We start from the raw sequence: 21,910 nt of genomic DNA, 5'->3' as shown, positions 1-21,910 counted from the left end.
CTGATCGTGCGCCCCCCGAGACGCTGGGCCTCATCCTCCCGTATCATGTCCCACGCCCACCTGCGTCCCGCTGCGCTCACGGTCCGATGACCGTGAACAGGGGAGCGCGGGCGGCGGGTCCGGCCCCGTAGGCCGAGGATCGGAAAGCGGGGGGCATCGGTGCGCGGCTCGCCTGCCGATGCAGCGCACCGGCTCGATCTGAGCCCGGATGGTCAGGGCGCCATCGATTGCCAGCGATCCGGACTACCCCGGACGCGCGAGGCCGTTCAGGCGGGCAGCGGCTCGCGCGCCTGGGCTGGCTCGGGCAGGACGGCGGCGTAGGCGTCGAGCAGGGCGTCGGTCCAGCCATCGGTGCTGTGGCCGAGATCGGCCGTGCGGGTGAAGGCGTTGCGGCTCATCCGCTCGGTGAGCGCGTCGTTGCCCGCCAGCCGCGCCATGGCCTCGGCGAGGGCGGCCTCGTCGCGCGGGTCGCAGGCGAGACCGGCCTCGCGGATCACGATGTCGGCGGCGAGCAGCGCCTGGTCGGTCAGGATCACCGGAAGGCCGCTCCACAGGGCTTCCCCGGCCACGAGGCCGTAGGGCTCCGGGTAGCGCGAGGGCATGACCAGGGCGCGGGCATCGCGGACGAGATGCGCCACCGTCTCGGCCGGCTGGCGGCCGGCGAACTGGACCTCGGGATGGTCGCGCCGCAGCGTTTCCAGAAGCGGCCCGTCGCCGATCACCAGCAGCGGCACCCCTGCGGCCTGCGCGGCCCGAGCGGCGAGATCGGGCCCCTTCTCCTCGTTCAGGCGGCCGACGAACACGAAGGCGCGGTTGCGCTCGGCGGCGATGCGGGTCGCGCTCCAGGGATGGATCGGGTTCGGGATCGTGGTGATCGCCGCGTCGGGAACGCCGCCGCGGACCAGCAGCGGCCGCATCGCGGCGTGGATGGCGAGGACACGCGGCGCCGCGTCCCGGTAGCGCAGGGTGCGGGTCTGCACCGCTTGGCGGGCCACCCGCCAGAGCTTGTGCGCGTAGCTGCGGCGGTCGCATTGCGTGGCGAGACAGGCGAGGCCGAGCGGAACGTGCGGGCAGGTCTGGCCCTGTTGGAACAGCGCGTAGGCCCCGTTCGGGCAGGTGAGGAAGAAGTCGTGGGCGCTCACGAACAGCCGGTCGCGCACCGGCTCGAGGGCCCGGAACACGGCGGGCGACAGGATCTGGCTCCACGTATGGATGTGGTAGATCGTGCCGGGATCGTCGTGGCGGCGGATCAGGTCGCCGACGAGATCGAGGGTTGCCGGGTTGTAGAGGCCGCGGCGCAGGCTCGCCAGCGCCCCCGCCTCGAGCAGCCGCTTGCCGCCGAGCGCATGGACCGGGATGCCGGCTTCCGCGAGGGCGGGATTCTCGCCCTCGTCGCCGGTGACATAGGTGACGGGGATGCCGCGCGCCTGCAGGAGGCGGGCGCTCAGCAGGGCGAGCCCGGTGGCGCCGCCGAAGGCGAGGGAGCGGTCGTTGATCACGACGACGCGGCTCGGCGCGGATCCTGGTAGGGCCTCGCGCCCGCGCGCCGGTGCTGCCGTTGCCGGAGAGCCGCTCATGTCCGAGCCTCGCAGGGGATCGCGGCCTCAGGCCCGACGCTTGTCTTCAGGGCCTCGGCGAGGACGGCCACGTCGGCACAGGCCTCGTCGAGGATTTTGCCATGGCGACGGCGGTCGAGACCCTCGCGCAAACCGCGCTCGGCCAGCGCCAGCACGACCTCGGGACTCTCGCGGCCCGCGGTGTGGACGTAGTCGCCGCGCCCGACGAGGTCGAAAAAGCTCACGAGCTTGAGATCCCAAGTGAAGCCGATCTGCGGGACGCCGTAGGAATAGGCCGCGATGTTGGCGTGCAGCCGGTGGGCCATCAGCAGGTCGAGCCCCGACACGAAGGTCGCGAGTTCGGTCGGGTTGCGGAAGCGCGGCGCGAAGGTGATGGCCGGCCCGCCGGGCGGCGCCGGGGCGGTTTCGGCCAGGATCGCGCGCAGGCGGCGCAGATAGGCCTCGTCCTCCGGACTGCCGTTCGTGAAGACATCGACGGTCCAGCCCCGCGCGAAGCAGCCGCGGACCAGCGCCGCGTACCACGCGTTCAGATCGCGCTCGCTCACCGCCGCCTCGTCGGAATGGTAGCGCAGCGTGGTCGGGTGGGTGAGGCCGAGGCCGATCCGCGGCGTCGTGCAGGGGCGGCGCACCTGCGGTACGTGCCGGGCGACCAAGAGGCCGGGATCGTGCACCACCCGCGCGCGGGGGGCGCCCGACGGGCCGAGCCGCCGGTTCCAGATCTCGGCCGAGCGCGCGTCGCGCACCGAGGCTTCGACGATGCGCGTACCCGCCAGTGCACGCCGAAACAGGGCGGCCCCGGTCTCGGACCAGTTATCGGCCACGCCGACGGCGAACACCGCGGTGGGGATGCCGGCCGCGCGCAGCTCGCCCCAGGCCGCGTCGATCTTGAGAGGAAAGTTGAGGTCGGCGTCGCTGAACAGGTTGCCGCCGCCGGTCACCGCCGCGTCGATGCCCGCGAGCCGTGAGCGCCAAACGGGGCGCTGACGGCTCAGGGAGCGGCCGAGCAGCGCGCGTGCGAGGCCGTGGCGCACGGGCGTCGGGCTGCTCTGGAGCAGACTCAGTGCGGTTCCGCGCAGGCGCCCCCCCGCGACGTAGTCCGTGCGGCCCGCAAGGTCGAAGGCCTCGACGGACAGGCCGGGCACGAGACGCTTGAGTTCGGCCTCGATGCATTCCGAGAGCAGGCCATCGCCGAGGTTCGGGCTATACTTGACGTTAAAGAGGCCGACACGCAGTTCGTCGGGCCGTCTGCTTCCCGCTCGCTTCGCCGCACTAGGCTGATGCACTGACTCGCCTCCTGGCTTTGGGGGACGGCACCGGATCGTTGAGGACGATCCCCAGAACGCGGCAATTGGCCGACCGGAGGGCGCGGATGGCGTCCGAGAGCTGGTCGAGCTTCGTCCGGTTCAGGCTGGCGACGAGGACGATGCCGGTGAGCATGTGCCCGATCGCCTGGGCGTCGGAGGAGGCATCGAGCGGCGGCAGGTCGAGGATGAGATCCCGCTTGCCGTTGACCCGCGCCAGCGCCGCCCGCATCCCGCGTGCGCCGAGAAAGGCGTTGGGATTGGCCGCCTGCCCGGCCGCCACGGCGGGCACGAAGCCGAACGTGGCGGAGAGTGCGATCTCAGGCAGGTCCGCGCCGATGCCGGGCGAGAGCACGAGGCTTTCGAGCCCGGTCGTCGCCCTCGGTGCGAAGCGGCGGGTGAGTTCGGGATCGCGCAAATCGGCATCCACGAGCACCACCCGGTCGCTCGATGTGGAGAGCAGGCAGGCCAGGTTGGCGCTGAGCATGCTGCAGCCCTCGTCCTTGTGGCAGGAGACGAGCCCGACCGAGAGGGAGCGGGACTCGCCCCCCGCGGCGAAGAGGACGGTGCGCAACTGGCGGAGGGCGAGCGCGAACTCGGAATCGGGCCGGTCGAGTGCGGTGGTCTCCGTCAGGCGTCCGCCCTTGAAGCGCGGGACGACAATGCCGTCGGTGCCGAGCGTCCGGCGAATCTGAGCCAGCGAGCGGACGGTACGGTCGAAGCTGTGCAGGACCGCGATGCACCCGATGCCGCTGACGAGGCCGAAGAGAGCGCCGAGCAGAAGGATCAGTTTGGTCTGCGGATAGGCGGCCGCGAGGGGCCGCAGCGCCGCGCCGACGATGCGCGCGTCCGAATCCGGAAACTGGAAATCGGTGATCACGCCCGTGGCGACCGCCTCGTCGGCGGCCTTCTTCTGAGCCTGGATCAGGGCGATCCGGCCCTGCAGGAACTCGGTGCCGCGCTGATCCGAAGCGGCGCGGACGAGCACTTGGTCGCGGATGTAAGCCGCCGCGATCGCGTTCGTCAGGCGGGCGGCATCCTGCGGTGTCAGGCCCCGGAACGACACTTCGAGGACGTAGGACTGCCCGAGCCGCTTGACCTGCACCCGATCGGAGAAGTTCTGGAAGGCGATTTCGCGGGCGCGCATCGCCTCCTCCTCGGGCGAGGGGGGAGGCGTGGACAGGAACGGAAGAAGGGCCGTGATCCCGTCGATGGTTCGTCTGATGAGGCCCGGCCCCTTGGCCGTATAGGCCGGATCCTTGTCGAGGCCGAGCGTGTCGAACACGTAGCGCAGGTTGCGTGCGGAGCGGATGATCTGCACCTGGCTCTCCGCCTGGGCGCTGTCGAGGGTCGGGGCCGTGGCGGAGGCGGCTGCCGCGGCGTCTGCGCCCGGCGGCAAGCGCACCCGCGGCTCCAGCGCGATCTGAGCCGCAGCCACGAATTCAGGCTGGGCCATCACCACATAGGCGACGCCGGCGGCCGTGCAGAGCAGGATCCATAGGGCGAGCGCCAGGGCATGCCGCCGGATCGCGGCGATCAGGTCGCCGATCAGCGTCGTCTCGGCCTCGTAACCGGGCTCGCCGAAGTCGATGCGGTCGAGCCCGGGAAGCGGGCCGTCATGCGGGTCGTCCGGGCGGACGATCTTGGAGGTGTAGTTCATAGGGAGGCGGCCCGTTCCGGAGTCAGGCGCAGGCGCAGCAGGTCGAGCGCGGCGATGAGGTTTCCGACGAGGCGCCCACGACGGTCGACATAGGGCTCGGGCCGGGCCGACTTCACGAGGTTGGCGGCGACGTTGCGGATGATCTGGCGGATCAGCTGCGCGGTGGTCATCGTGCTCTTCCGGTGCATGTAGACCGGGTTCATCACCTGGGAGTAGCCGAGCTTGCGTCCGGACACCCGGCCACCCTTGACGCCGAGATGCACGCCGGTGGCCGTGCCGAGCTTGATCAGCCGCCCGCCGCGCTGCTCGACGCGGGTTCCGAAGTCGCGATCCTCCAGCCATCCGTAGAGCACGAGCCGCTCGTCGAACCGCAGACCCGCGATGGTCTCGCAGCGGAAGGCCATGTTGCAGCCATAGGGGCTGTAGCCCTCGATCACCCAATCGTCCGTGGCCGGATCGTGGGCGGCAATGCACGCCAGCGCCTCCTCGCGGGTGAGGCCGGGCCCGAGAATGCCGTCGGCCAGCACATGGCCGGTGATGCAGGCCAGACCCGGCTCGGCCCGGAAGGCCCGCGACACGGTCTCGATCCAGCGCGGATCGGGATAGAAGTCGTCGTCGAAGAAGACGATCCAGTCCGTCCCGTCCGGGAGCGCGCGCAGAATGCCGTTGCGCTGCCGGGCGAGGCCCGGCTGTTCGTAGACCACCGTCACGTCCCCGCGCGCGGCGACCGCGCCGACATCCTCGGGGCCCGTGCAGCAGACGATGATCGTCTGCGGCTTCAGGGTCTGGCGGGCGAGGTTGTCGAGCATCGCCGCGAGCTGGTCCGGGCGACCGCGCGTCGCGATCCCGACGCAGACGCGCGCCGGGTCGATCGCGGCGGTGTCGAAGGGCCGAATGCTCATCACCGCTGGCCTCTCTCGCTGGCAGGGAAAAAACGGATGCGGCCTTCTCGCGAAGCAATCCGCGTGCGCGGCGGCGCCGCGCCGGCCGCAAATTCGGATCGAGGCGCGCGCCGACATGCGTCCCGGTCGGACGCGGCGGCTACGCTCTCGCAAAGGTGCCGGCGTCGCCGCGCCGGTATCCGGTTCGGAGGAGCGCGCTCTAAAGGCGTTGCAGCAGGTCGAGATAACTCTGGGCCGCGTTGCGCCAGGAGAAGGCCTTCGCGCGCTCCAGACCGCGTCCGCGCAGCTCGGCACGCAGATCCGGCGACGCGACCAGGGTGCGGACATGGGCCAGCCAAGCCGGCGCGTCGTCCGGACCCGCGAGAAGGGTCGCGTCGCCGCAGATCTCCGGCAGGCAGGACTGGTTCGAGGCAATCACCGGGCAACCGAGCGTCATCGCCTCGAGCAGGGGCAGGCCGAACCCTTCGGAGCGTGAGGGAAAGGCCAGGCAGAGAGCGTGCGCGTAGAGCCAGGCGAGGTCGTCGTCCGTGACGACGCCGAGGCCGTGAATGTTGCGGGCGCGCACAGATTCCGTCGGCGAGAAGATGGCCGCGTAGCCGCCCGCTACGATGAGGTCGATGCCCAGGGCGTCGAGCGCTTCCGCCTGCCGCAGGATGAAGGCGGCGTTCTTGTGCCGGGCGCGGCTTCCGAGCAGCAGAACGAAGGGCCGCACCCCGCGCAGGCGTGCAGACAGGTCGGACGCTGCGGCGTTCCAGCGGAAGACGTGCTCGCGCCCGTTGTACATGACCGTGATCGAGTGCGGTGCGATCCCGAGACGCTGGGCGAGTTGGTGGGCCGAGAAGCGCGAGACGGAGGTGATCACCGCCCCACGCTTGGCGAGGCCCGGCAGCAGCACCCGGTAGAGCGCGCGGAAGGAGGGGCTGTAGCTGCTCGGCTCGTCGAACACGTTCGTATCGTGCATGCACACGATCTGTCGACGCAGCGAGAGCGGCCCGGTGTTGCACAGGTTGAGCAGCGGCGCCCCGGCCCGGACGGGCAGGATCGCCTGCTCCCAGAGATGGCCCGAAGCCCTGCCCGCGCGGCACGGCTCGATCGTCGCGAAGGCCGGCAGTGCCGCAACCGTCGGCGGCAGGATCAGCTGGGCCCGCGCACCCTGACGACTCAACAGGCCGTCGAGTTCCGATACGATCTCCCGGGCGTAGCGCTGCACGCCGGTCACCGGTTGAGCGTAAAAGCGACCATTGATCGCGAAGGTCGCTGTCGGGCAGGGACCTCCCGAAGACGTCAGAGGCGGCTCGCGGGTGAGGAGACGCACATCGCCATGATCCATCGATCCCTCGCCGAGTGAACAAGGAAGCGGAGGCTCCGACGCGCGGGCAGGTGTCGGCGTGTTGCCTCTGGCTCGACTGTGTAGGCCGATTTGCCGGAGGAATACGATTGTTTCGCCTCGTTCGGTCCAGTCCGCTGACGAAAATGCAATTGTGTGTCCGATATCTCACGCCGGATACAAGGGCGTAGCCGATCGGATTGGGTGCCGATCGCGGTGTTGACCGGATTCGGCCTCCGCGAACACTGCGCAAGGCTTGCGTCGGGTCTGCCGCGCGGCCCGTGGCGGCGATCCTCACGTCTGGAACTCCGACGGGCCGCCCACCGACGCGGGCCGGCCCGCGAGCGATCGCAGGGGCATGGTCCGCTGGCCGCCGGGCCGTGCGTGGGTGGCCGCAATCATGCCGAGCGCTGCGGAGGCGGCGATCCCGATATCGGGAATGGTGCCGGAGAGCTGGTACATCACCAGGACCGGCAGGAGCGCGAGCTTCGTGACGGTGGCGAACAGGACGGCCTTGCGCGAAGCACCCCGCGGTGCGGACACGAGCTGCTGCGCGATGAAGCCGAACATCAGCAGCGCGCCGAAGAGGCCGGTGCTGCCGAGGATCGAGATCGCCCAGTTCGAGACGCGGATCGAGCCGAGCCCGACCCCGAGGCCGCCGGAATCCAGGAAGGCGTGCCAGCCGACCCTGTTCCACAGGCTGCGCTCGACATAGGAGGCCGAACTGGATTTCTGGAACACCATCTTGTCGACCATCGCGACGACCGGATCGAACAGCGTCGGCTTGATCACGAAGGTCGCGAAGACCGCGAAGACGGCGAGCACGATGAGGCCGACTTCCAGGCCGATCCCGTCGCGGCGCGGGTTGCCCGCGTCGAGCATGCGCACCAGCAGATCGCAGCCGTAGACCAGCCCGAACACCGCAAGGCCGACATAGGCCGTGGACGAGGTCGAGAGCATGGTCATCAGGACGAGCGCGCCGATTGCGACCATCACCAGACGCAGCTCGGTGCCGGGGCGGTAGAGAGGCCGGGTGAAGAGGAGCGCCGCCGCGAGGCCGACGCAGGCCGTGCCGTAGCTGGAGGCTTCCGGCATCAGGCCGACGACGCGCTTGGCCCCCTCGGCCTCGACATCCGTCAGGAGCGCGTAGGTGGCGGTGCGGAACGGTTCGAGGACGGCCCCGAGGTTGAGGCTGAAGGTGATCAGGTCGATGAGGCCGGTGGCGATGAGCGCATAGGCCCCGCAGAGCAGCGCGCGCCGGTAATGCGCGCGCGTCGTCTCGGTCTGGCCGATGACCGTGAAGGCCAGGGCCGTGGCGTAGGACAGCATCATGTAGCCGGACTGCGTGATGTTGCCCGCACCCGGCTTCAGGATGTCCGTGCCGAACCGGAAGGCGGAGACCGGCACCACCTCGATCATTCCCGAGAACACGCGCGGCAGCACCACGGCGCCGAAGAGGGCGTAGACGAGGAAGGCCGAGAACAGGGCCAAGCGCTGCGGATCGAGGGCGGCCTCGACCCCGCGCAGGACGTTGCCGCGCTGAATCAGAACCTTGCAGACGAAGACGGCGGCGCAGGCGGATTGAGGCAGCAGGTTCGCGCCGCCGCTGCCCGGCAGCATCTGCAGGGAGCCGAACGCGCCGCAGACCATCAGCAGGTAGAGCAGGCCCGGCCCGTTCGAGACGGCCGCCGCGAAAATCAGAACCCACAGGAGCGCGGCAGGCCAGCTCATCGGTGTGCCTCAGCCGTCATTGGCCGGTCCGGCCAGGGCGCGGGCCCGGCCTTCCGATGCGGAGGGACTCGAGGTGTTCATCCGCGGCAGCACGCGCACCACGTCGCCGGGTTGCAACAGGTCGTCTTCGTCGGCCGGAAGCGTCTCGGCCTTGGTCCCGCGGCGGCGGAGGATGAGATAGTCCGGCTTGGCGAAGGCCTCGGAATTGGCCAGCACCGCGGCGGGCGAGGTGATCTCCGCCTGCCGGAGGAGGGCGCTGGCCCCTTCGATCTTCGCTTCGGTCTCGTTGAGCTTGATCCGCGTCTCGGCCGATTCTTGCAGAGCGGTGTTGCGGCGCTGATCCTTCAGGTCGAGGATGTCGCGGTCGGCCTTCGAGATGTCCTGTCGCGCCCGGATCACGGCGATCTGGCTGTCGAGCCGATTGGATTCGAGCGTCGCGATGGTCTGCGAGGCCTCGATCTGCCGCGGCATCGCCGAGAGGCCCTTGGCCACGAGGCCGGTGATGCGGGCGAGTTCGTTCTTCATCAGTTCGAGCTGTTCGGCCGTTTTGGCATCCTTCGCCGTCAGGGAGCCGATCTGCTCGGTCAGGAAGTCCTTGTAATACTTCAGGTTGACGATCTGCGCCTCGAGAGCCGCCCGGCGCGTGTCGAGGGCGAGGCGCTCCTCGCGCAGGATGCGGGCGATCTCAGGCTCCTTGCTGCGGGCTTGGAGCTCGGCCGGGAACGTGATCGGAATCTCACGGATCTCCGCATCGAGCCGCGCTTGGCGCGCGATCAGGGCGAGGCGGGTCGCCGAGAGCTCCTGAATGTCGCTGCGCGCCTGCACCGCCTCGCGGGTGAAGCGCAGCAGGATGTCGGTGGGCACCCGCTGCATGCCGCCGGCGATGCTGACCGCCTGAAGGACGCTGAGCTGGGGCCGGTAATCGTACTCGCCCGGCTTCTCGACACTGCCAATGACGTAGAACGGGCGGAACTTCACGATCTGGACCGAGGCGTCAGGCTTCGCGGCAAGGCCGGCCTTGGCCTTCAATCGCTCCGCAAGGTCGGCGGCGACCTCCGTCGTCGTGCGCCCGCTGGCCTCGATCTCGCCGACGACCGGAAACGCCACCTGCCCGGAGGGGGCCACGGTGAACTCGCCGTTGAACGCCTGCCACTGATAGGCCTCGCCCGTTCCGGCGCGCAGATCCGAGACTTTGACCTGGAGCTGGTCCTGGGGCCCGAGCCGGTAGGGATCCTCGGCCCAGGCCATACCGGTCGTGGCGAGCAGGACAGCCATGGTCAGACAGGCTGCGGCACGTCGGGGGGCGGCAGGCGTCCTCATGCGATCCTCACGCGTTCAGGCGAGTTTCCGATGCGGTCCGTTCGGAGCGCCCGCGGCGGTGTGGTCCGCGGCAGCAGCACGATCAGCAGACCGCTCACCGCCCCGAGCCCGGCCATCATGGTGAGCAGCGGTCCCGGCTTCGGGAAGGAGCTGCGCAGCGGCAGCGTGGCGGGCCCGAGCAGGCGAACGTCGGCATCGGGCATGCCGCTCTCGGGGATGATGCCGGAGCGAAGGCCGGCATCGGCTGCCAGGAGCTGCGTGTGCAAGCTTTTCAGGCGGCTCTCGAGGTAGACACCGCCGCGCTGCTCGCGGGCGAGCACGCCGCGCAGGCGGTGCGCGGCGTAGGCCACGGCAATGGCGTTCACGACCCGCGCCGCCTGCTGGGGGGTCTGCGCGCGGTAGGAAATTTCGATCACGTAGGACAGACCGAGGCGGCGTGAGCGCACCCGGTTGGCGAAGGCATAGAAGGGCTGGACACCGTCGTCGGCGGGCCCGATCAGGCGCTCGAGCTTGTGGAGCGTGGCGTCGACATACGCCCACAGCCCGTCGGGACCCCGGCGGATCTCGGGCGCCTCAGACAGGTTCAGCATCTTGAACACGCGGTAGAGCAACTGCTCCGAGCGCAGGACGCGCAGCTCGGTCTCGCATTGCTCGCCGTCGATCATGAATTGATGGAAGTGCCGCTCGTCCTCGGGGCCATCGTTGATGACGATGCGCGGTTGCAGGAGCACCTGTGTCGTGGCGACGAAATCCGGCCGCAGCAGCTTCACGTAGATCGCGCCGGCCACGACGAAGGCCGCGACCCACAGCACCAGGAACGGCAGTTTTCGGCGCAGGAGCCCGAGGGTCGAGGCGATGCCCTCCGACGCCTCATTCGCCGCCCGCTCACCGCCCCAGATCGTCCGTGTCCCAGGCGCCGAGCCCATGGGAAGGCGGGCCGTCTTCATCGCCGCTGCGCCCGCACCGCTGACGGGAGGCTTACGCATAGGCAGGGCGTCTGCGGGTCAGGGGAATGGGCGCACCGGCCTCCGGCACCGTCGAGGGCGGCTGGCGGCCATAGGCTTCCACCCAGGCCGCTGCGACGGCGTCGCGCATCTGACGTTCGAACCGGGCAGGATTGAATTGGCGCGCGTGCAGAGCGATCTCGGCCGGATCGAGTTCGAGGCCTTCCAGCCGTGCGATGGCGTCGATCAGCGCATCCTCGCTCTGCTCGTCGAAGAACAGGCCGGTGCGGCCATCGATCACGGTTTCGGTGGCGCCGCCGCGTCCGTAGGCGATGACCGGACGACCGCTCGCCATCGCCTCCACCGGCACGATGCCGAAATCCTCCTCGCCGGGGAAGATGAGGCCGCGCGCCCGCGCGTAGTGGTGGCGCAGGGTGGCGAAGGGCTGCGATCCGAGGATCTCCACGGTGGGGCCGGCGAGCGCGCGCAACTCGGCCAGCATCTCGCCGCCCCCGATCACCACGAGGCGCCGCTTGAGGGCGTTGAAGGCACGCACCGCGATGTCCGGCCGCTTGTAGCGGACCAGCTCGCCGACCATCAGGTAGTAGTCGCTGACCTCCTCCGGTGCGACCGGCGCGAAGGCGCTGACGTCGACCGGTGGATGCACGACCTCGGCGTCCCGGCGGTAGTAACGGCGCACGCGACCGGCCACGGTGCTTGAATTGGCGACGAACCGATCGACCCGCGCGGCCGAACTCTCGTCCCAGGTTCGCAAGTAATGGGTCAGGAGCGGCATCGCAGCCCGCGCGACCGGCCCGGCGGTGCGCTTGTAATCGTGGTACATGTTCCAGATGTACCGCATCGGGGAGTGACAGTAGCAGAGGTGGACCGCACCCTCCGGCGGAATGATGCCCTTGGCGGGACCGGATTCGCTGCTGATGATCAGGTCATATCCACTAAGATCGAGCTGCTCCAGCGCCAGCGGCATCAGAGGAAGATAGGATTTGTACATCCGCGCCGCCCGCGGCAACTTCGCGATGAACGAAGTGTGGATCGTGTGGCGGCGCAGATCCTCCGACAGGGCCTCCGGTACGACCACATGCGTGAAGATGTCGGCTTCCGGATACATCCGGCAGAGCGCCTCGACCACCTTCTCGCCGCCGCGCATGCCCACGAGCCAGTAATGTATGATCGCAACGCGCATGACGCTTCTCCGAGGCTGGCATTCCGGAAAATGAGGCTCGCCGGGGAAGGGCCATATTCAATGGCCGCATTCCCTAGATCTCGGTGCAGCGAACGATAGAACCGGAGGAATGGTCCGCTGGCGTCGATCCGGCGGGGCCGATCCTTCGGATACGATGCTCGTGCGCTTGGGCACGCTCATATCCGGAAGTCACCGCGACCCGCCCCTGAGGCTAGTAGGAGCCCTTGACCATGAAGACGGCCGGGATCGTGCGAAGGATGATGAGAAGATCGCCGGTAAAATTCTGCGTCTCGACGTATTGGCGGTCGAGGCGCACCCGCTCCGCGTAGGTCGTGTCGGAACGCCCGCTGACCTGCCAAGCACCGGTGAGGCCCGGGCGCACGGCGAAGTAGGACGATGCAGCATCGCCGTACTTCTCGATCTCCGTCTCGACGATCGGCCGCGGTCCTACGAAACTCATCTCACCTTTGATGATATTGATGAGCTGCGGCAACTCGTCGAGGCTCGACTTGCGCAAGACGCGGCCGATCGGCGTGATGCGCGGATCGTCCTTCAGCTTGCAGGTCAGGTTCCACTCGGCGAGCGCGGCCGGATCTTCCGACAGATGACGTGCGAGCGCCTCCTGGCTGTCGGTACGCATGGTACGAAACTTCAGGCAGCCAAAGCTTTTCTGGCCCCGGCCGAGCCGGCGATGGCTATAGAATGGCGACCCGCCGTCGATGGCCCAAATCGCAAGAGCGAACAAGGCAAGCAAAGGCAGCAGAAGCATCAATGCGGTGACAGCGGCGCTCAGGTCGAAGCATCGCTTGAATGCTCGATCGAAGATTCGCTGCGAGCCGAACTGGCGCCCTGCCGCAACAAACGGCGCCCACTTCAGACGCGGGCCAGCAATGGACAGATTCTGATCCGACACTTGAGCCTCCGTTTTTACGGGATCCTCGAAAGACGCCGTTAACCTCGTTCCGTCATGTTTGCCTGCTGCAGCGCAGCATCGCAAGTCATCGCTTGTGCAATAACAGCTCAATTTATCGCCATTGCTGATATTTCATGGCGATTTTTAAGGCCGCACAAGGAATATGATCCTATTACAGCTTTTGATATGAATTCAATTGGCTGGCTTCTCAATTTTCAAGCTCTTCCTGCTCATTTGCTCATCGCAAGGGCGCTGCTTTAGACTGTCCAACGATCAGGAGTTGCGTCAGCCGGTCGGCTAGAGCGCTTTCCGACGAAGTGGGCGCCAGTCCGGCGAAAGAAAGCGCGTCAAAACAAAGATCTGGAGACGCCGGTCTGATGCAATCGGGTCGGATACGGATCTAGACCGCAACGGTCAGCTCGCTCGACTTGCCCCTCTCCGGCGTGAGCGTCGCCATCACGATCCATGAACGCACCGCCACGCTTGCCCGCACTGCCAAGGTTGCCGCGTTGTGCTGCGGTGCGGTTGTGGTGACCTGCTGGCTTTGGACCGGGGCTGATGGAGAGGATCAGACGGCCGCCGTTCTCAGGGCGGCAGGTGCCGGAGCGTGTCGGGCTCGAGAAGAATCGGAACGGCACGGATCGTTCAGCGCGGGGACGCGACGAGGGTCAGCGCCTCTCGTGCGATCCGCGCCAACGGCCCGGGGGCGAGGGATGATAACGGTTCCACGCGCGGCGGAACTGGCGGGCGGAGGCGAAGCCGGCGCGCTCGGCGACATGCTCCATGTCGAGCGTCGAATTCGCCACGAGGTCGAAGGCGAGGGCAACCCGCATCCGGTTGACGTAGTCGATCACGCTCATGCCGGTCGCTTCGTTGAAGAGGCGCGAGAGATGGCGAGGGCTCGTCGCCGCGATGCTGGCCAGCACCGGCACGGACCAGTTGCGCGCGGGATCGGCCGTCACCGCGTCCTGGGCACGATGGATTGCGGGATGGATGTGGTTGCGCCCTTCCAGCCAGGGCGACAGTTGCGGATCGTCGGCCCCACGCCGGACGTAGACGACGAGATCGCGTGCGATGGCGAGCGCCGCCCCGTGACCGAGTTCGCGCGCCATCAGATGGAGCATGAGATCGACGCCCGCCGTGACCCCGGCGCTGGTCAGCCTCTCGCCGCTTTCCACGAACAGCCGGTTTTCGAGCACGCGGGCGCGTGGCGCGAGCCGTGTCAGGTCGTCGATCACGGCATGATGGGTGGTGCAGTCGTGTCCGTCGAGCAGCCCTGCGCGGGCGGCGAGGAGCGCGCCCGAACAGATGCAGACGAGGCGGATGCCAGGGCGCACCACTTGGGCCAGCCAATGGACGATCCGGGCTTCCCGCACCGCGTCCTCTGCTCCCCGGTCCGGCCCGGATCCGAGCGGCCTGTCGACGGCCCCCGGTATGATCACGACTGCGCCCGGCGGCAACGTCTCGGGCAGCGGCGCGATGCCGGCGAGCGCAAGCCCGGCCGAAGTCCGCGCCGCTTCGTGCGGACCGACATAGGTGACCGCGAAGCGAAGGGTCGCCTGTCTCTCGTTGGCTTTGCGCAGAACCTCGGCGGGGCCGGCCACGTCCAGAAGAAGAAGGCGCGGCGGCACGACGACGAAGACCGCAATCGCGCGCGTATCCGCCGTCGCGGTCGTCACGCGGCGCGCGTCCGGGTCTGGTCCGCCAGCGCTTCCTCGACGCCCGCGATCCGCGCGAAGCGCCCGGCCAGGACGAGTTCCGTGCGGGCGCGGATTTCGTCCGGGCTCCAGAGGCGACCGCTCGCGTCCGTCATCGGGAAGGTCAACGTCGCCTCGCCCACGTAATCGACCGCGAAGCCGAGGTCCGAGGCGTGGCGGGTCGTGGTTTCGCAGCATTGCTCGGTGCGGATCCCTGAGACGATCACCCGACCGATCCGGTTGGAAACGAGCCAGACATCGAGGCCGGTGCCGACCAGCGCGCTGTGCCGGCGTTTCCTGAAGGTGACGGCAGGCGCGATCCGCAGCGGCGCGAAGCTCCGCACGAAGCCCGAGGCTTCCGAAAACGGACCCGTGTCGGCGAGGTGGAAGACCTGGACGACGGGAAGGCCGGCGGCGGCCGCGCCGTCGATCAGCGCCTGCTGGCGCTCGACATAGCGCGCGACGTCGTCGTCCCGGAAATAGGGCTGTCTGCGAAAGGATTCCTGCGCGTCGATCACGAGAAGGGCGGCGTCGGACATTTCATGTCTCCGTCGATGAGGATCGTCCCCGCAAACTACGCTCCTTGGAAGTGCCGATAAGGCCGGTTGCGGACGAAGATAGGACAGATCACGCCGTCGCAGGCGAAGCCTTCAGGCGTTGACCGCCCGACCTGGTGTCGTCTGCGGCGCCTTCAGGAGGTTCTCGGCCATGAAAGCGACGAAGGCGGCGACCTTCGGCGCGGGGTGGCGGCTGGCGGGCCAGAGGATGTGGAAGGCGGAGGCGACGCGCAGGTGCCCGTCGAGGACGCTCGTGAGCGTGCCGTGTTCGAGCTGGCGGCGGACGGCGAAGCGCGGCAGGCAGGCGAGGCCGAAGCCTGCCTCGGCCATGCAGATCTGCGGCTCCAGCGTGCTGGCCGTGGCCGTCACCGGCAGGGCGATGTCGAGGTCCGTGCCGTCCCGCACCAGGGGCCAGCACTCCAGCCGGCCCGTCGAGGGATATCGGTGGTGCAGGCAGGCATGGCCCGCGAGGTCCTCCGGCACGCTCGGCGTGCCCCGCTCGGCGAGGTAGCCGGGCGAGGCGACGATCACGTGCGGGAAGCTGCCGGCGCCGCGCATCATCAGCCGGGAGTCGCGCGCCTCGCCGGTGCGGATCACGGCGTCGAACCCCTCCTCGATCACGTCCACCACGCGATCGGTGAAGTCGAGGTCGAACTCGATCGCGGGAGCCGGTTCAGCGCAGAGCAGATCATCGGCCTCCTGAAGGAGCAGCAAGCCGGGCTGCCGGTGGCTGAGATCTGCCGCCGCCACGGCATCAGCGACGCGACGTTCTACACGTGGCGCTCGCGCTTCGGCGGCATGGAGGTCTCGGACGCGCGTCGCCTGAAGGCGCTCGACGAGGAGAACCGCAAGCTCAAGAAGCTCCTGGCCGAGGCGATGCTCGACGTGGCGACGCTGCGCGAGGCGCTGGGAAAAAACTTCTGACGCCCGGCGCACGGAGAGCAGCCGTGAGCTGGGCCGCCGAGGAGAAGGGCTATTCCCAGCGTCGCGCCTGCGGGGTGATCGGCCTGGAGCCGAAGACGTACCGCTACGCCTCGACCCGTGGTGACGATGCGGCTGTGCGGGTACGCCTGCGCAGCCTGGCCGGCGAGCGCCGCCGGTTCGGCTATCGGCGCCTCCTGATCCTGCTGCACCGGGAGGGTCTCACGCTGAACCACAAGAAGTTGTTCCGCCTCTACCGGGAGGAACGTCTGTTGGTGCGCAGGCGCGGTGGGCGCAAACGAGCCCTTGGCACGCGGGCACCGGTCGCCGCGCCGCAGGAGCCGAACCAGCGCTGGAGCCTCGACTTCGTCTCCGACACGCTCGACGACGGACGGCGCTTCCGCATCCTGGTCGTGGTCGACGACTGCACGCGGGAGTGTCTCGCGCTGGTGGTCGACACGTCGCTGTCCGGCCAGCGCGTCGCGCGCGAACTCGACCGGATCATCGCAGGCCGGGGCAAACCGCTGATGATCGTCTCGGACAACGGCACCGAGTTGACCTCGCACGCCATCCTGCGCTGGCAGGAGGAGCGTGCAGTCGCGTGGCACTACATCGCTCCCGGCAAGCCGCAGCAGAACGGTTTTGTCGAGAGCTTGAATGGGCGCTTGCGCGACGAATGCCTGAACGAGCATCTGTTCCGGAGCCTGCCGGCGGCCCGGACCCTCATCGAGGCGTGGCGGGTGGACTACAACACCTGCCGCCCTCACACGAGCCTTGGCGGGCTCACCCCGAACGCATTTGCAACCCGGTCCCGGCGGGACCAGAACCAGAACGGACTCTGGTTATGAACGGGGGCAAACAGGGGGCAAGGTCAGCGCTCACGGCCCCGCGGCGGCACTCTCACGTTCAGCGCCAGCCGCACAATCTCGCCGTCGCAGGAATTTGGCAGGCGGGCAGCGCGGCGATCGAGAAGCGGTCGCGCTCGACCGTGGGGGCGCCTTCGTGTCGGCTCGCGCATTTATGAAGGCGGCGATCATCTCCGCTGTGGCCGAGAGCATAGTCCGACCCGCTTCACGACACCAAGCCGAGAAAAGGTGGCTGTCGGCGGCGAGCGCACGGACCGTATTGCCGGTGAAGGCGTGGCGCTCCTCCACTCGCTCGACCAGGTCGAGGCCCGGCGACCGCGCGGCGACAAATCGGACCGGCAACGCCTACGCGTCGCAGGACGGCTCAGAGGTGAAATCAGTAGCGTCAAACTCCATAGCAAGCGCCTTGTAGCCCAAGACCAACGATCCACAAACTTCCAAAGAACTCCCATCATCGGATCTAATTAAGTATTTCGATGAATTATCCCCTTCGAATAGGCGGGATACTGGCAGCGAGACACGACTAGCAAAGTACGTCCGACAGGCTGACTGATTCGGCTTGTTGGAGCGGGGGAGGGGACTTCGGGCCGCGTCCTGTGCAATTCTTGGATACGCGAAACGGCGGACTCTCCGCTGCTCAGCGTCGATTCCATCTTCCGGCTTTTCGAACGTCCGAAGTGTCCGGGGCAGGAGACCTTGGCGATCAGTTAGAGACGGCGGCGTTGATCCCAGCGGGCAGGCTCGTTGACGCAGTCGCACGAACCGGATTTGCGACACGCCTTGTTTCTGTACCGCGATCGTCTGAGGCTTCAGCATGCTCGATGCGGCGCTTGCCCTCCATCCGCGCTGCCTTTCCAGCGCCTTCGGCCCAGGCCGAACCTCTCCATCGGCTCGGCCCCACCGTTCTTATCGCGCCCGAGGTCAATCCGAGGCCGCTGCAGTCACCTCGGCAATGATGCCGGTGAGAACCCCGATCTGCGGCGCCTGCTTCGTGAGAGAGCGCCCCTTGTCCGAGGCGGCGTCGAGGTAGCCCCACCAATCCCAGCAGCCGTTCGGGTTCGGCTCGATCCACGCCGCGTCCACGGCGCCATCGAGCGCCGGAAGCCGGCAGAGGGCGGCGGAGACGGGCACGCTCGGCGCAATCGCCGGGTAGACGATGATCGCCCGGTAATGCTCCGCCCATTCGTTGTAGCCCGCCTTCAGCGCGAAGGACCGCGCCTCCTGTTTGCAGCCGTGGAGCGCAACGTGCACCCGGCACGCGCTGCCGGCCGCACGGCAGGCGGGCGGCACGTAGAGGTAGCCCTTCGGGGCCATATCGAGGTTGCGCCGACGGGAACTCTTGTCCGGCCACCCGAGTCAGAGGGGATTGAAATGGTCGTTCGCCAGGGACGGATGGCGGGCGGTCACCCGGTCGATCAGGGGCTGTTGATCGAAGGCCCATAGCTCGGATTCGGGGATGGGCGGAGCCCGTCGGCTCGGATCGTACGGCGCGTCCGGATCGAACAACGCCTGGAACATTCGGCCCACATTGTCCTCCGCGCCGCAGCGCCGGACGAACTCTGCATCGCGATCGTCGGCGGCGCAGGCCTCGCTGCCATCGGGCGTGATGATGCCGTGCCCGGCGCGGTCGCTTCCATCGGTTGCGTTGCCTTCGTCGAGCCGCGTCGCAGCGCCGATGAACGCGGTCAGGAAGGCCGCCCCCGCCCGACCCGACTCGGGCGTGACAGTCTCGTCGGCCGGGCTCTGGAACACCCAGGACCGGTTCAGGGCCCGGGGTTTGCCGGATACGAGGGGGTCGATCGCACCCGCGGCGGCCAAGCGGCGCGCCGTCTCGACCGTGGGCGTGAGCGCGCTGCGGCCGCACAGGCAGGCATTGACCGCCCGGGACAGGCTGGCCTCGGCGCAGCCCCATTGCGGCCCGGCGACGGCGCCCACCGCCTCGACCGAACCGGAATGGGCCACCGCGTACTGAACGGCCATCACTGCGCCCGACGAGAGACCCGAGAGGCTGACCCGGCTCGGATCACCGCCGCGCCGCAGGCCGCGACCGTCATCGGCCGGGGTGGCGGTCGCGAGGGCGCACAGGACAGCCGCGAGGCCGACCTTTCGAGAGACGTGCTTCCCGATCGTGCTCATGTCGTTGCTCCTGCTCCGTTGGTTGGCTGCGATGGCTGGATCAGCGTTCCTTGGCGAGCGCGTCGAGCGCAGGAGCGAGGCCGCGGAAGGACATCGAAATTATGAAACCAATTCCCTGAGCCATGATTGGAGAACTGGCTGCGCATCGGCTGTCTGCCTCCAGACGCAAGACCCGGCCTCGGTCTCCCGGGGCAGGAAGCCGAACCGGCGCTTGAAGGCGCGGCTGAAGGTCTTCTCGTCGGAGAATCCGGTAGCGTAGGCCACCGCGGAGATGCGCGGGCGGCCCGTGGAGCCAGTCTGGGTCAGCAGTTTCATGGCGCGCAGCAGGCGCCGCTCGCGGATGAAGCGCTGTACGCCGCCCTCGGAGGTGAACTGCCGATAGAGGGTCGCGCGCGAAAGGCCGAAATGCGCCGACAGCGTCTCGGCATCCAGCGCGGCCGAGCCGAGTTCCCGCTCGATATATTGCCGGATGGCGATGCTCAGTTGGATCTCGCCCGGTTGGCGGTCGGCCTTCTGCCCGCGCAGGCAGGCGCTGCCGAGCATCGCGACCGCTTGGCTGACATGCGAGAGTTGGTGGACTTCCAGAGCCTCCGCGACCTCTACCAGTTCGCGCACGCAGGTAAAGAATAGCCGGCCGATGCGGTCGGACACATAGTCGAAGGCGTGGCCGTGCAGCGCATCGACATGGGGCACCCTTCCAGCCACGAGGGCGCGGGGCAGCAGGATGTGGGTGGCGTGAATCGGCTCGGCGACGATGGTCACGGGCTGTGCCAGATCGAACACGATGCAGCGATTCGGGCCGACATCGGCCTCGCCCCAGGCCACTTCGACCCGGCTCGTGCCGGAATGGTAGAACTGCAGCAGTAGATGATCGAGGCCCTGCTGCGCGACCATCCGAGGGGTCCGCTCCAGGATCTGGGCCGGAGCCCGGACCTCGCCGACGAGCAGTTCGCCGAGATGATAGTTCTCCATCGCGACAGGAGCGACGAGAGCAAGCTCGCCCGGCAGTGTGACTTGGAAGATCGGCGTCAGGGCGGCGATCCAGGCATCGCGTAGCGCGGCGGGATCCGCCGGCGCTTCGAAGCGGTCGTGAAGGATCGTCGACATCACCCATACGTCTCAGAGTGCGGTGGAAGAGATTGATCCGTGCCCTCAGGAGACGGTTGCGGGCGGCATCGACGCGAACGGCGAGCGCATCGACGCGGAGTCAACGAAGCAGGGGTGCGACACCACAAGGTCCTGAGTGTGCACTACCTCCCGCGGCTGAGCTGCCATGCGGGCGAGCCGCAGGTCATCCGGTCAGCGTTCCTTGGCGAGCGCGTCGAGCGCAGGAGCGAGGCCGCGGAAGGAGAGCGGGATCGCCACCTCCTGGCCGCCGGCATCCTTGAACATCAGCCGGCCCGGCGCCTCCGCCTCGCGCCAGCGCTTCAGCCCTCCTCCTTCACCGGCGCCGTCCGCCAGGCAGCCGCCGGACAGGCAGCGCTGCCACGCGAGATCGAGCACGGGGCCCTTGGCGTCCTTCTCCTCGAGGCCGATCCGGACGGTCGAGGGGAAGCTCACGGCGACCGGCAGCAGGGCCGTGACCCGCAGCTCCGTCTCGCCCGGCAGGCGCCTGATCGCGACCTGGTCGATCGGCGCGGCCTGTCCCTGCACCTGCATCGCTTGCGAGACCTCGCACAGGCGCGCGGGCTTCTCGGCCGTGCCGACGCGCTGGCAGCGCAGCACCCAGTCGCCATAGCTGGCGGTGGTGACACCAGGCTCGGACGGGACCGGCGGTGCGGCCGGTGCCGCGGATGACGCCTTGGCACCGGGCGCCTGCGCCAGGGCGGATCCAAGCGGGAGCACGCCGCCGATCAGGACGGCGCCCGAGGCGAGCGTGGCCACGGGGTGGGCGCGCAAAGGGCGCGAGGGGAGGGGGGGCTTCCACAGGGCGAGCGAGGTCATGCGGCGTTGTCCTGGGCCTGGGACGCGGTTGGGATCGGCCCCGGCGGGGCGAAGACGAGGGTGAAGTCGGCCAGCGTCTGCAGGCTGACGAGATGGGCATGGATCGCCGCCAGCCAGCCCTCGCGGTGCAGCTGGGCGAAGCCCTCGTCAGGCAGCGCGGCCAGTGCCGCCTCGTCGATGCCGAGCACGCCGTGCATCGCGTGGCGGGCCCCGGTCGCCGGATCCCGGCCCTGCACCGTCAGCGCCCGCAGCAGGCCGAGATCCTGGAGCGTGCGGCCGAGGGCGGCGGTGCGGCGGGCGGACTCCGCATACTCGGCAGTCAGCCGGATCCGCTCCTCCAGCAGCGGCGTGTCACGGCCGTCTTCATGGAACAGCGGTGCGGATTCGGACGGAGCCGCCTCGGTGGGCGCGCGGCGGATCGGCTCGCTGGTGTCGTCGAGGCAGACCAGCGGCGGGGCGTCGCGCCGTAGGCGGTGCCGCGGGTCATCGCCCGCTCCAGCACGATCACCATCGCGCAGGGGGGAACGAGGGCGGGGTGATCTGCGAGGCGGTCAGCGCCTGGGTGCATCCGGCGAGCGGCCCTCCGGCGGCGGACAGGGCCGCGAGCGCGAGGGTGACGAGACGTATAGCGGGCATGGGCGCAGCGTTCCCGTTCAACAGCCGTCCGGCCCGCACACGAGCTCGATCGAGAACAGGCCGCTCTCGAGGAGCCTTCCAATGCGACGACGCATGACCAAACCTTCCCGACACATATGAGCCATGATGCAGTAAAACTTCGAGATGAACGACATTCATCGCGATTTTCTTTCGATATATTGTCAGCGCTGATTGTGTTTTGCAGTTTAAATATCTTATTTGTCTTGTAAGCGGCGCACGCGGCGCGCCATCACCAGCGGCTCACCCATTGGGC

The 21,910-nt window shown here is 68.5% G+C and carries 20 protein-coding genes; 1 reads left to right on the top strand and 19 read right to left on the bottom strand.

Annotated elements, in window-relative coordinates:
• Positions 1 to 266: 266 nt before the first annotated feature.
• The 13 genes from ASF53_RS07640 to ASF53_RS07580 all read right to left on the bottom strand — a co-directional run bounded on the left by ASF53_RS07640 (position 267) and on the right by ASF53_RS07580 (position 15,847).
• Positions 267 to 1,577 (bottom strand): glycosyltransferase family 4 protein, encoded by a 1,311-nt coding sequence (locus ASF53_RS07640; protein ID WP_056196458.1) that lies wholly within the window; start codon positions 1,575 to 1,577, stop codon positions 267 to 269.
• On the bottom strand, positions 1,574 to 2,860 hold the full coding sequence (locus ASF53_RS07635; RefSeq protein ID WP_056196453.1) for a polysaccharide pyruvyl transferase family protein: 1,287 nt from the start codon (positions 2,858 to 2,860) through the stop codon (positions 1,574 to 1,576). Before ASF53_RS07635 ends, ASF53_RS07640 begins: the two co-directional genes overlap by 4 nt.
• Entirely contained in the window at positions 2,847 to 4,538 is a 1,692-nt protein-coding gene (locus ASF53_RS07630; protein WP_056196451.1) for a tyrosine-protein kinase domain-containing protein, read from the bottom strand. The genes ASF53_RS07635 and ASF53_RS07630 overlap by 14 nt, the downstream gene beginning before the upstream one ends.
• Complete coding sequence (locus ASF53_RS07625; protein WP_056196448.1) at positions 4,535 to 5,440, bottom strand: glycosyltransferase family 2 protein; 906 nt, start codon at positions 5,438 to 5,440, stop codon at positions 4,535 to 4,537. Before ASF53_RS07625 ends, ASF53_RS07630 begins: the two co-directional genes overlap by 4 nt.
• 199 nt (positions 5,441 to 5,639) lie before the next feature.
• The gene (locus ASF53_RS07620; protein WP_162242218.1) at positions 5,640 to 6,650 is read right to left on the bottom strand and encodes a glycosyltransferase family 4 protein; all 1,011 of its coding nucleotides are present in this window, start codon (positions 6,648 to 6,650) and stop codon (positions 5,640 to 5,642) included.
• Positions 6,651 to 7,061: 411 nt separating this feature from the next.
• Positions 7,062 to 8,498, bottom strand: coding sequence for a hypothetical protein (locus ASF53_RS07615; protein ID WP_056196442.1), 1,437 nt, complete (start codon positions 8,496 to 8,498; stop codon positions 7,062 to 7,064).
• Between the two features lie 9 nt (positions 8,499 to 8,507).
• Positions 8,508 to 9,773: a polysaccharide biosynthesis/export family protein gene (locus tag ASF53_RS07610; RefSeq protein WP_210168530.1), complete on the bottom strand. Its 1,266-nt coding sequence runs from the start codon at positions 9,771 to 9,773 to the stop codon at positions 8,508 to 8,510.
• A 41-nt stretch (positions 9,774 to 9,814) separates the two neighbouring features.
• Positions 9,815 to 10,804 (bottom strand): GumC domain-containing protein, encoded by a 990-nt coding sequence (locus ASF53_RS07605; protein ID WP_082482546.1) that lies wholly within the window; start codon positions 10,802 to 10,804, stop codon positions 9,815 to 9,817.
• Positions 10,797 to 11,966 carry a glycosyltransferase gene (locus ASF53_RS07600; protein ID WP_056196431.1) on the bottom strand — a complete coding sequence of 390 codons (1,170 nt, stop codon included), beginning with the start codon at positions 11,964 to 11,966 and terminating at the stop codon, positions 10,797 to 10,799. The genes ASF53_RS07605 and ASF53_RS07600 overlap by 8 nt, the downstream gene beginning before the upstream one ends.
• 211 nt (positions 11,967 to 12,177) lie before the next feature.
• Positions 12,178 to 12,879 (bottom strand): sugar transferase, encoded by a 702-nt coding sequence (locus ASF53_RS07595; RefSeq protein WP_082482544.1) that lies wholly within the window; start codon positions 12,877 to 12,879, stop codon positions 12,178 to 12,180.
• A gap of 668 nt (positions 12,880 to 13,547) precedes the next feature.
• Complete coding sequence (locus ASF53_RS07590) at positions 13,548 to 14,558, bottom strand: GlxA family transcriptional regulator (protein ID WP_056196424.1); 1,011 nt, start codon at positions 14,556 to 14,558, stop codon at positions 13,548 to 13,550.
• Entirely contained in the window at positions 14,555 to 15,115 is a 561-nt protein-coding gene (locus tag ASF53_RS07585) for an isochorismatase family protein (RefSeq protein WP_056196421.1), read from the bottom strand. Before ASF53_RS07585 ends, ASF53_RS07590 begins: the two co-directional genes overlap by 4 nt.
• A 111-nt stretch (positions 15,116 to 15,226) precedes the next feature.
• Positions 15,227 to 15,847: a LysR substrate-binding domain-containing protein gene (locus ASF53_RS07580; protein WP_082482570.1), complete on the bottom strand. Its 621-nt coding sequence runs from the start codon at positions 15,845 to 15,847 to the stop codon at positions 15,227 to 15,229.
• Here ASF53_RS07580 and ASF53_RS07570 point away from each other — a divergent pair.
• A protein-coding gene (locus ASF53_RS07570; RefSeq protein ID WP_286134216.1) for an IS3 family transposase occupies positions 15,767 to 16,902 on the top strand; the annotation gives its coding sequence in 2 pieces (ribosomal slippage) (positions 15,767 to 16,040 and positions 16,040 to 16,902; 1,137 coding nt in all). The genes ASF53_RS07580 and ASF53_RS07570 overlap by 81 nt on opposite strands.
• A 939-nt stretch (positions 16,903 to 17,841) precedes the next feature.
• Here the strand turns inward: ASF53_RS07570 and ASF53_RS26565 are convergent.
• The 6 genes from ASF53_RS26565 to ASF53_RS26555 all read right to left on the bottom strand — a co-directional run bounded on the left by ASF53_RS26565 (position 17,842) and on the right by ASF53_RS26555 (position 21,636).
• Entirely contained in the window at positions 17,842 to 18,234 is a 393-nt protein-coding gene (locus tag ASF53_RS26565) for an alpha/beta hydrolase family protein (RefSeq protein WP_286134208.1), read from the bottom strand.
• Between the two features lie 42 nt (positions 18,235 to 18,276).
• Positions 18,277 to 19,056, bottom strand: a complete 780-nt coding sequence (locus tag ASF53_RS26560; protein WP_286134207.1) for a hypothetical protein — start codon at positions 19,054 to 19,056, stop codon at positions 18,277 to 18,279.
• A 99-nt stretch (positions 19,057 to 19,155) separates the two neighbouring features.
• Positions 19,156 to 20,163, bottom strand: coding sequence for a helix-turn-helix transcriptional regulator (locus ASF53_RS07560; protein WP_056196415.1), 1,008 nt, complete (start codon positions 20,161 to 20,163; stop codon positions 19,156 to 19,158).
• A 192-nt stretch (positions 20,164 to 20,355) separates the two neighbouring features.
• Positions 20,356 to 21,000, bottom strand: coding sequence for an invasion associated locus B family protein (locus ASF53_RS07555; RefSeq protein WP_056196410.1), 645 nt, complete (start codon positions 20,998 to 21,000; stop codon positions 20,356 to 20,358).
• Complete coding sequence (locus ASF53_RS24780; protein WP_286134215.1) at positions 20,997 to 21,449, bottom strand: SapC family protein; 453 nt, start codon at positions 21,447 to 21,449, stop codon at positions 20,997 to 20,999. The genes ASF53_RS07555 and ASF53_RS24780 overlap by 4 nt, the downstream gene beginning before the upstream one ends.
• 55 nt (positions 21,450 to 21,504) lie before the next feature.
• Positions 21,505 to 21,636, bottom strand: coding sequence for a hypothetical protein (locus ASF53_RS26555; protein WP_286134206.1), 132 nt, complete (start codon positions 21,634 to 21,636; stop codon positions 21,505 to 21,507).
• Between the last annotated feature and the right edge of the window lie 274 nt (positions 21,637 to 21,910).

This window comes from Methylobacterium sp. Leaf123 (assembly GCF_001423405.1).
In the GTDB taxonomy this organism is placed as follows: domain Bacteria; phylum Pseudomonadota; class Alphaproteobacteria; order Rhizobiales; family Beijerinckiaceae; genus Methylobacterium.
Note: the sequence above shows the minus strand (reverse complement) of the source record. Positions and strands in the feature narration are given on the sequence as shown.

Bases quoted from the DNA above. Each gene is read 5' to 3' on its own strand.
- ASF53_RS07640 (WP_056196458.1), bottom strand. From the start codon at position 1,577: ATGAGCGGCTCTCCGGCAACGGCAGCACCGGCGCGCGGGCGCGAGGCC.
- ASF53_RS07630 (WP_056196451.1), bottom strand. From the start codon at position 4,538: ATGAACTACACCTCCAAGATCGTCCGCCCGGACGACCCGCATGACGGC.
- ASF53_RS07625 (WP_056196448.1), bottom strand. From the start codon at position 5,440: ATGAGCATTCGGCCCTTCGACACCGCCGCGATCGACCCGGCGCGCGTC.
- ASF53_RS07615 (WP_056196442.1), bottom strand. From the start codon at position 8,498: ATGAGCTGGCCTGCCGCGCTCCTGTGGGTTCTGATTTTCGCGGCGGCC.
- ASF53_RS07610 (WP_210168530.1), bottom strand. From the start codon at position 9,773: ATGGCTGTCCTGCTCGCCACGACCGGTATGGCCTGGGCCGAGGATCCC.
- ASF53_RS07605 (WP_082482546.1), bottom strand. From the start codon at position 10,804: ATGCGTAAGCCTCCCGTCAGCGGTGCGGGCGCAGCGGCGATGAAGACG.
- ASF53_RS07600 (WP_056196431.1), bottom strand. From the start codon at position 11,966: ATGCGCGTTGCGATCATACATTACTGGCTCGTGGGCATGCGCGGCGGC.
- ASF53_RS07585 (WP_056196421.1), bottom strand. From the start codon at position 15,115: ATGTCCGACGCCGCCCTTCTCGTGATCGACGCGCAGGAATCCTTTCGC.
- ASF53_RS26565 (WP_286134208.1), bottom strand. From the start codon at position 18,234: ATGGCCCCGAAGGGCTACCTCTACGTGCCGCCCGCCTGCCGTGCGGCC.
- ASF53_RS26560 (WP_286134207.1), bottom strand. From the start codon at position 19,056: ATGAGCACGATCGGGAAGCACGTCTCTCGAAAGGTCGGCCTCGCGGCT.
- ASF53_RS07560 (WP_056196415.1), bottom strand. From the start codon at position 20,163: ATGTCGACGATCCTTCACGACCGCTTCGAAGCGCCGGCGGATCCCGCC.
- ASF53_RS07555 (WP_056196410.1), bottom strand. From the start codon at position 21,000: ATGACCTCGCTCGCCCTGTGGAAGCCCCCCCTCCCCTCGCGCCCTTTG.
- ASF53_RS26555 (WP_286134206.1), bottom strand. From the start codon at position 21,636: ATGCCCGCTATACGTCTCGTCACCCTCGCGCTCGCGGCCCTGTCCGCC.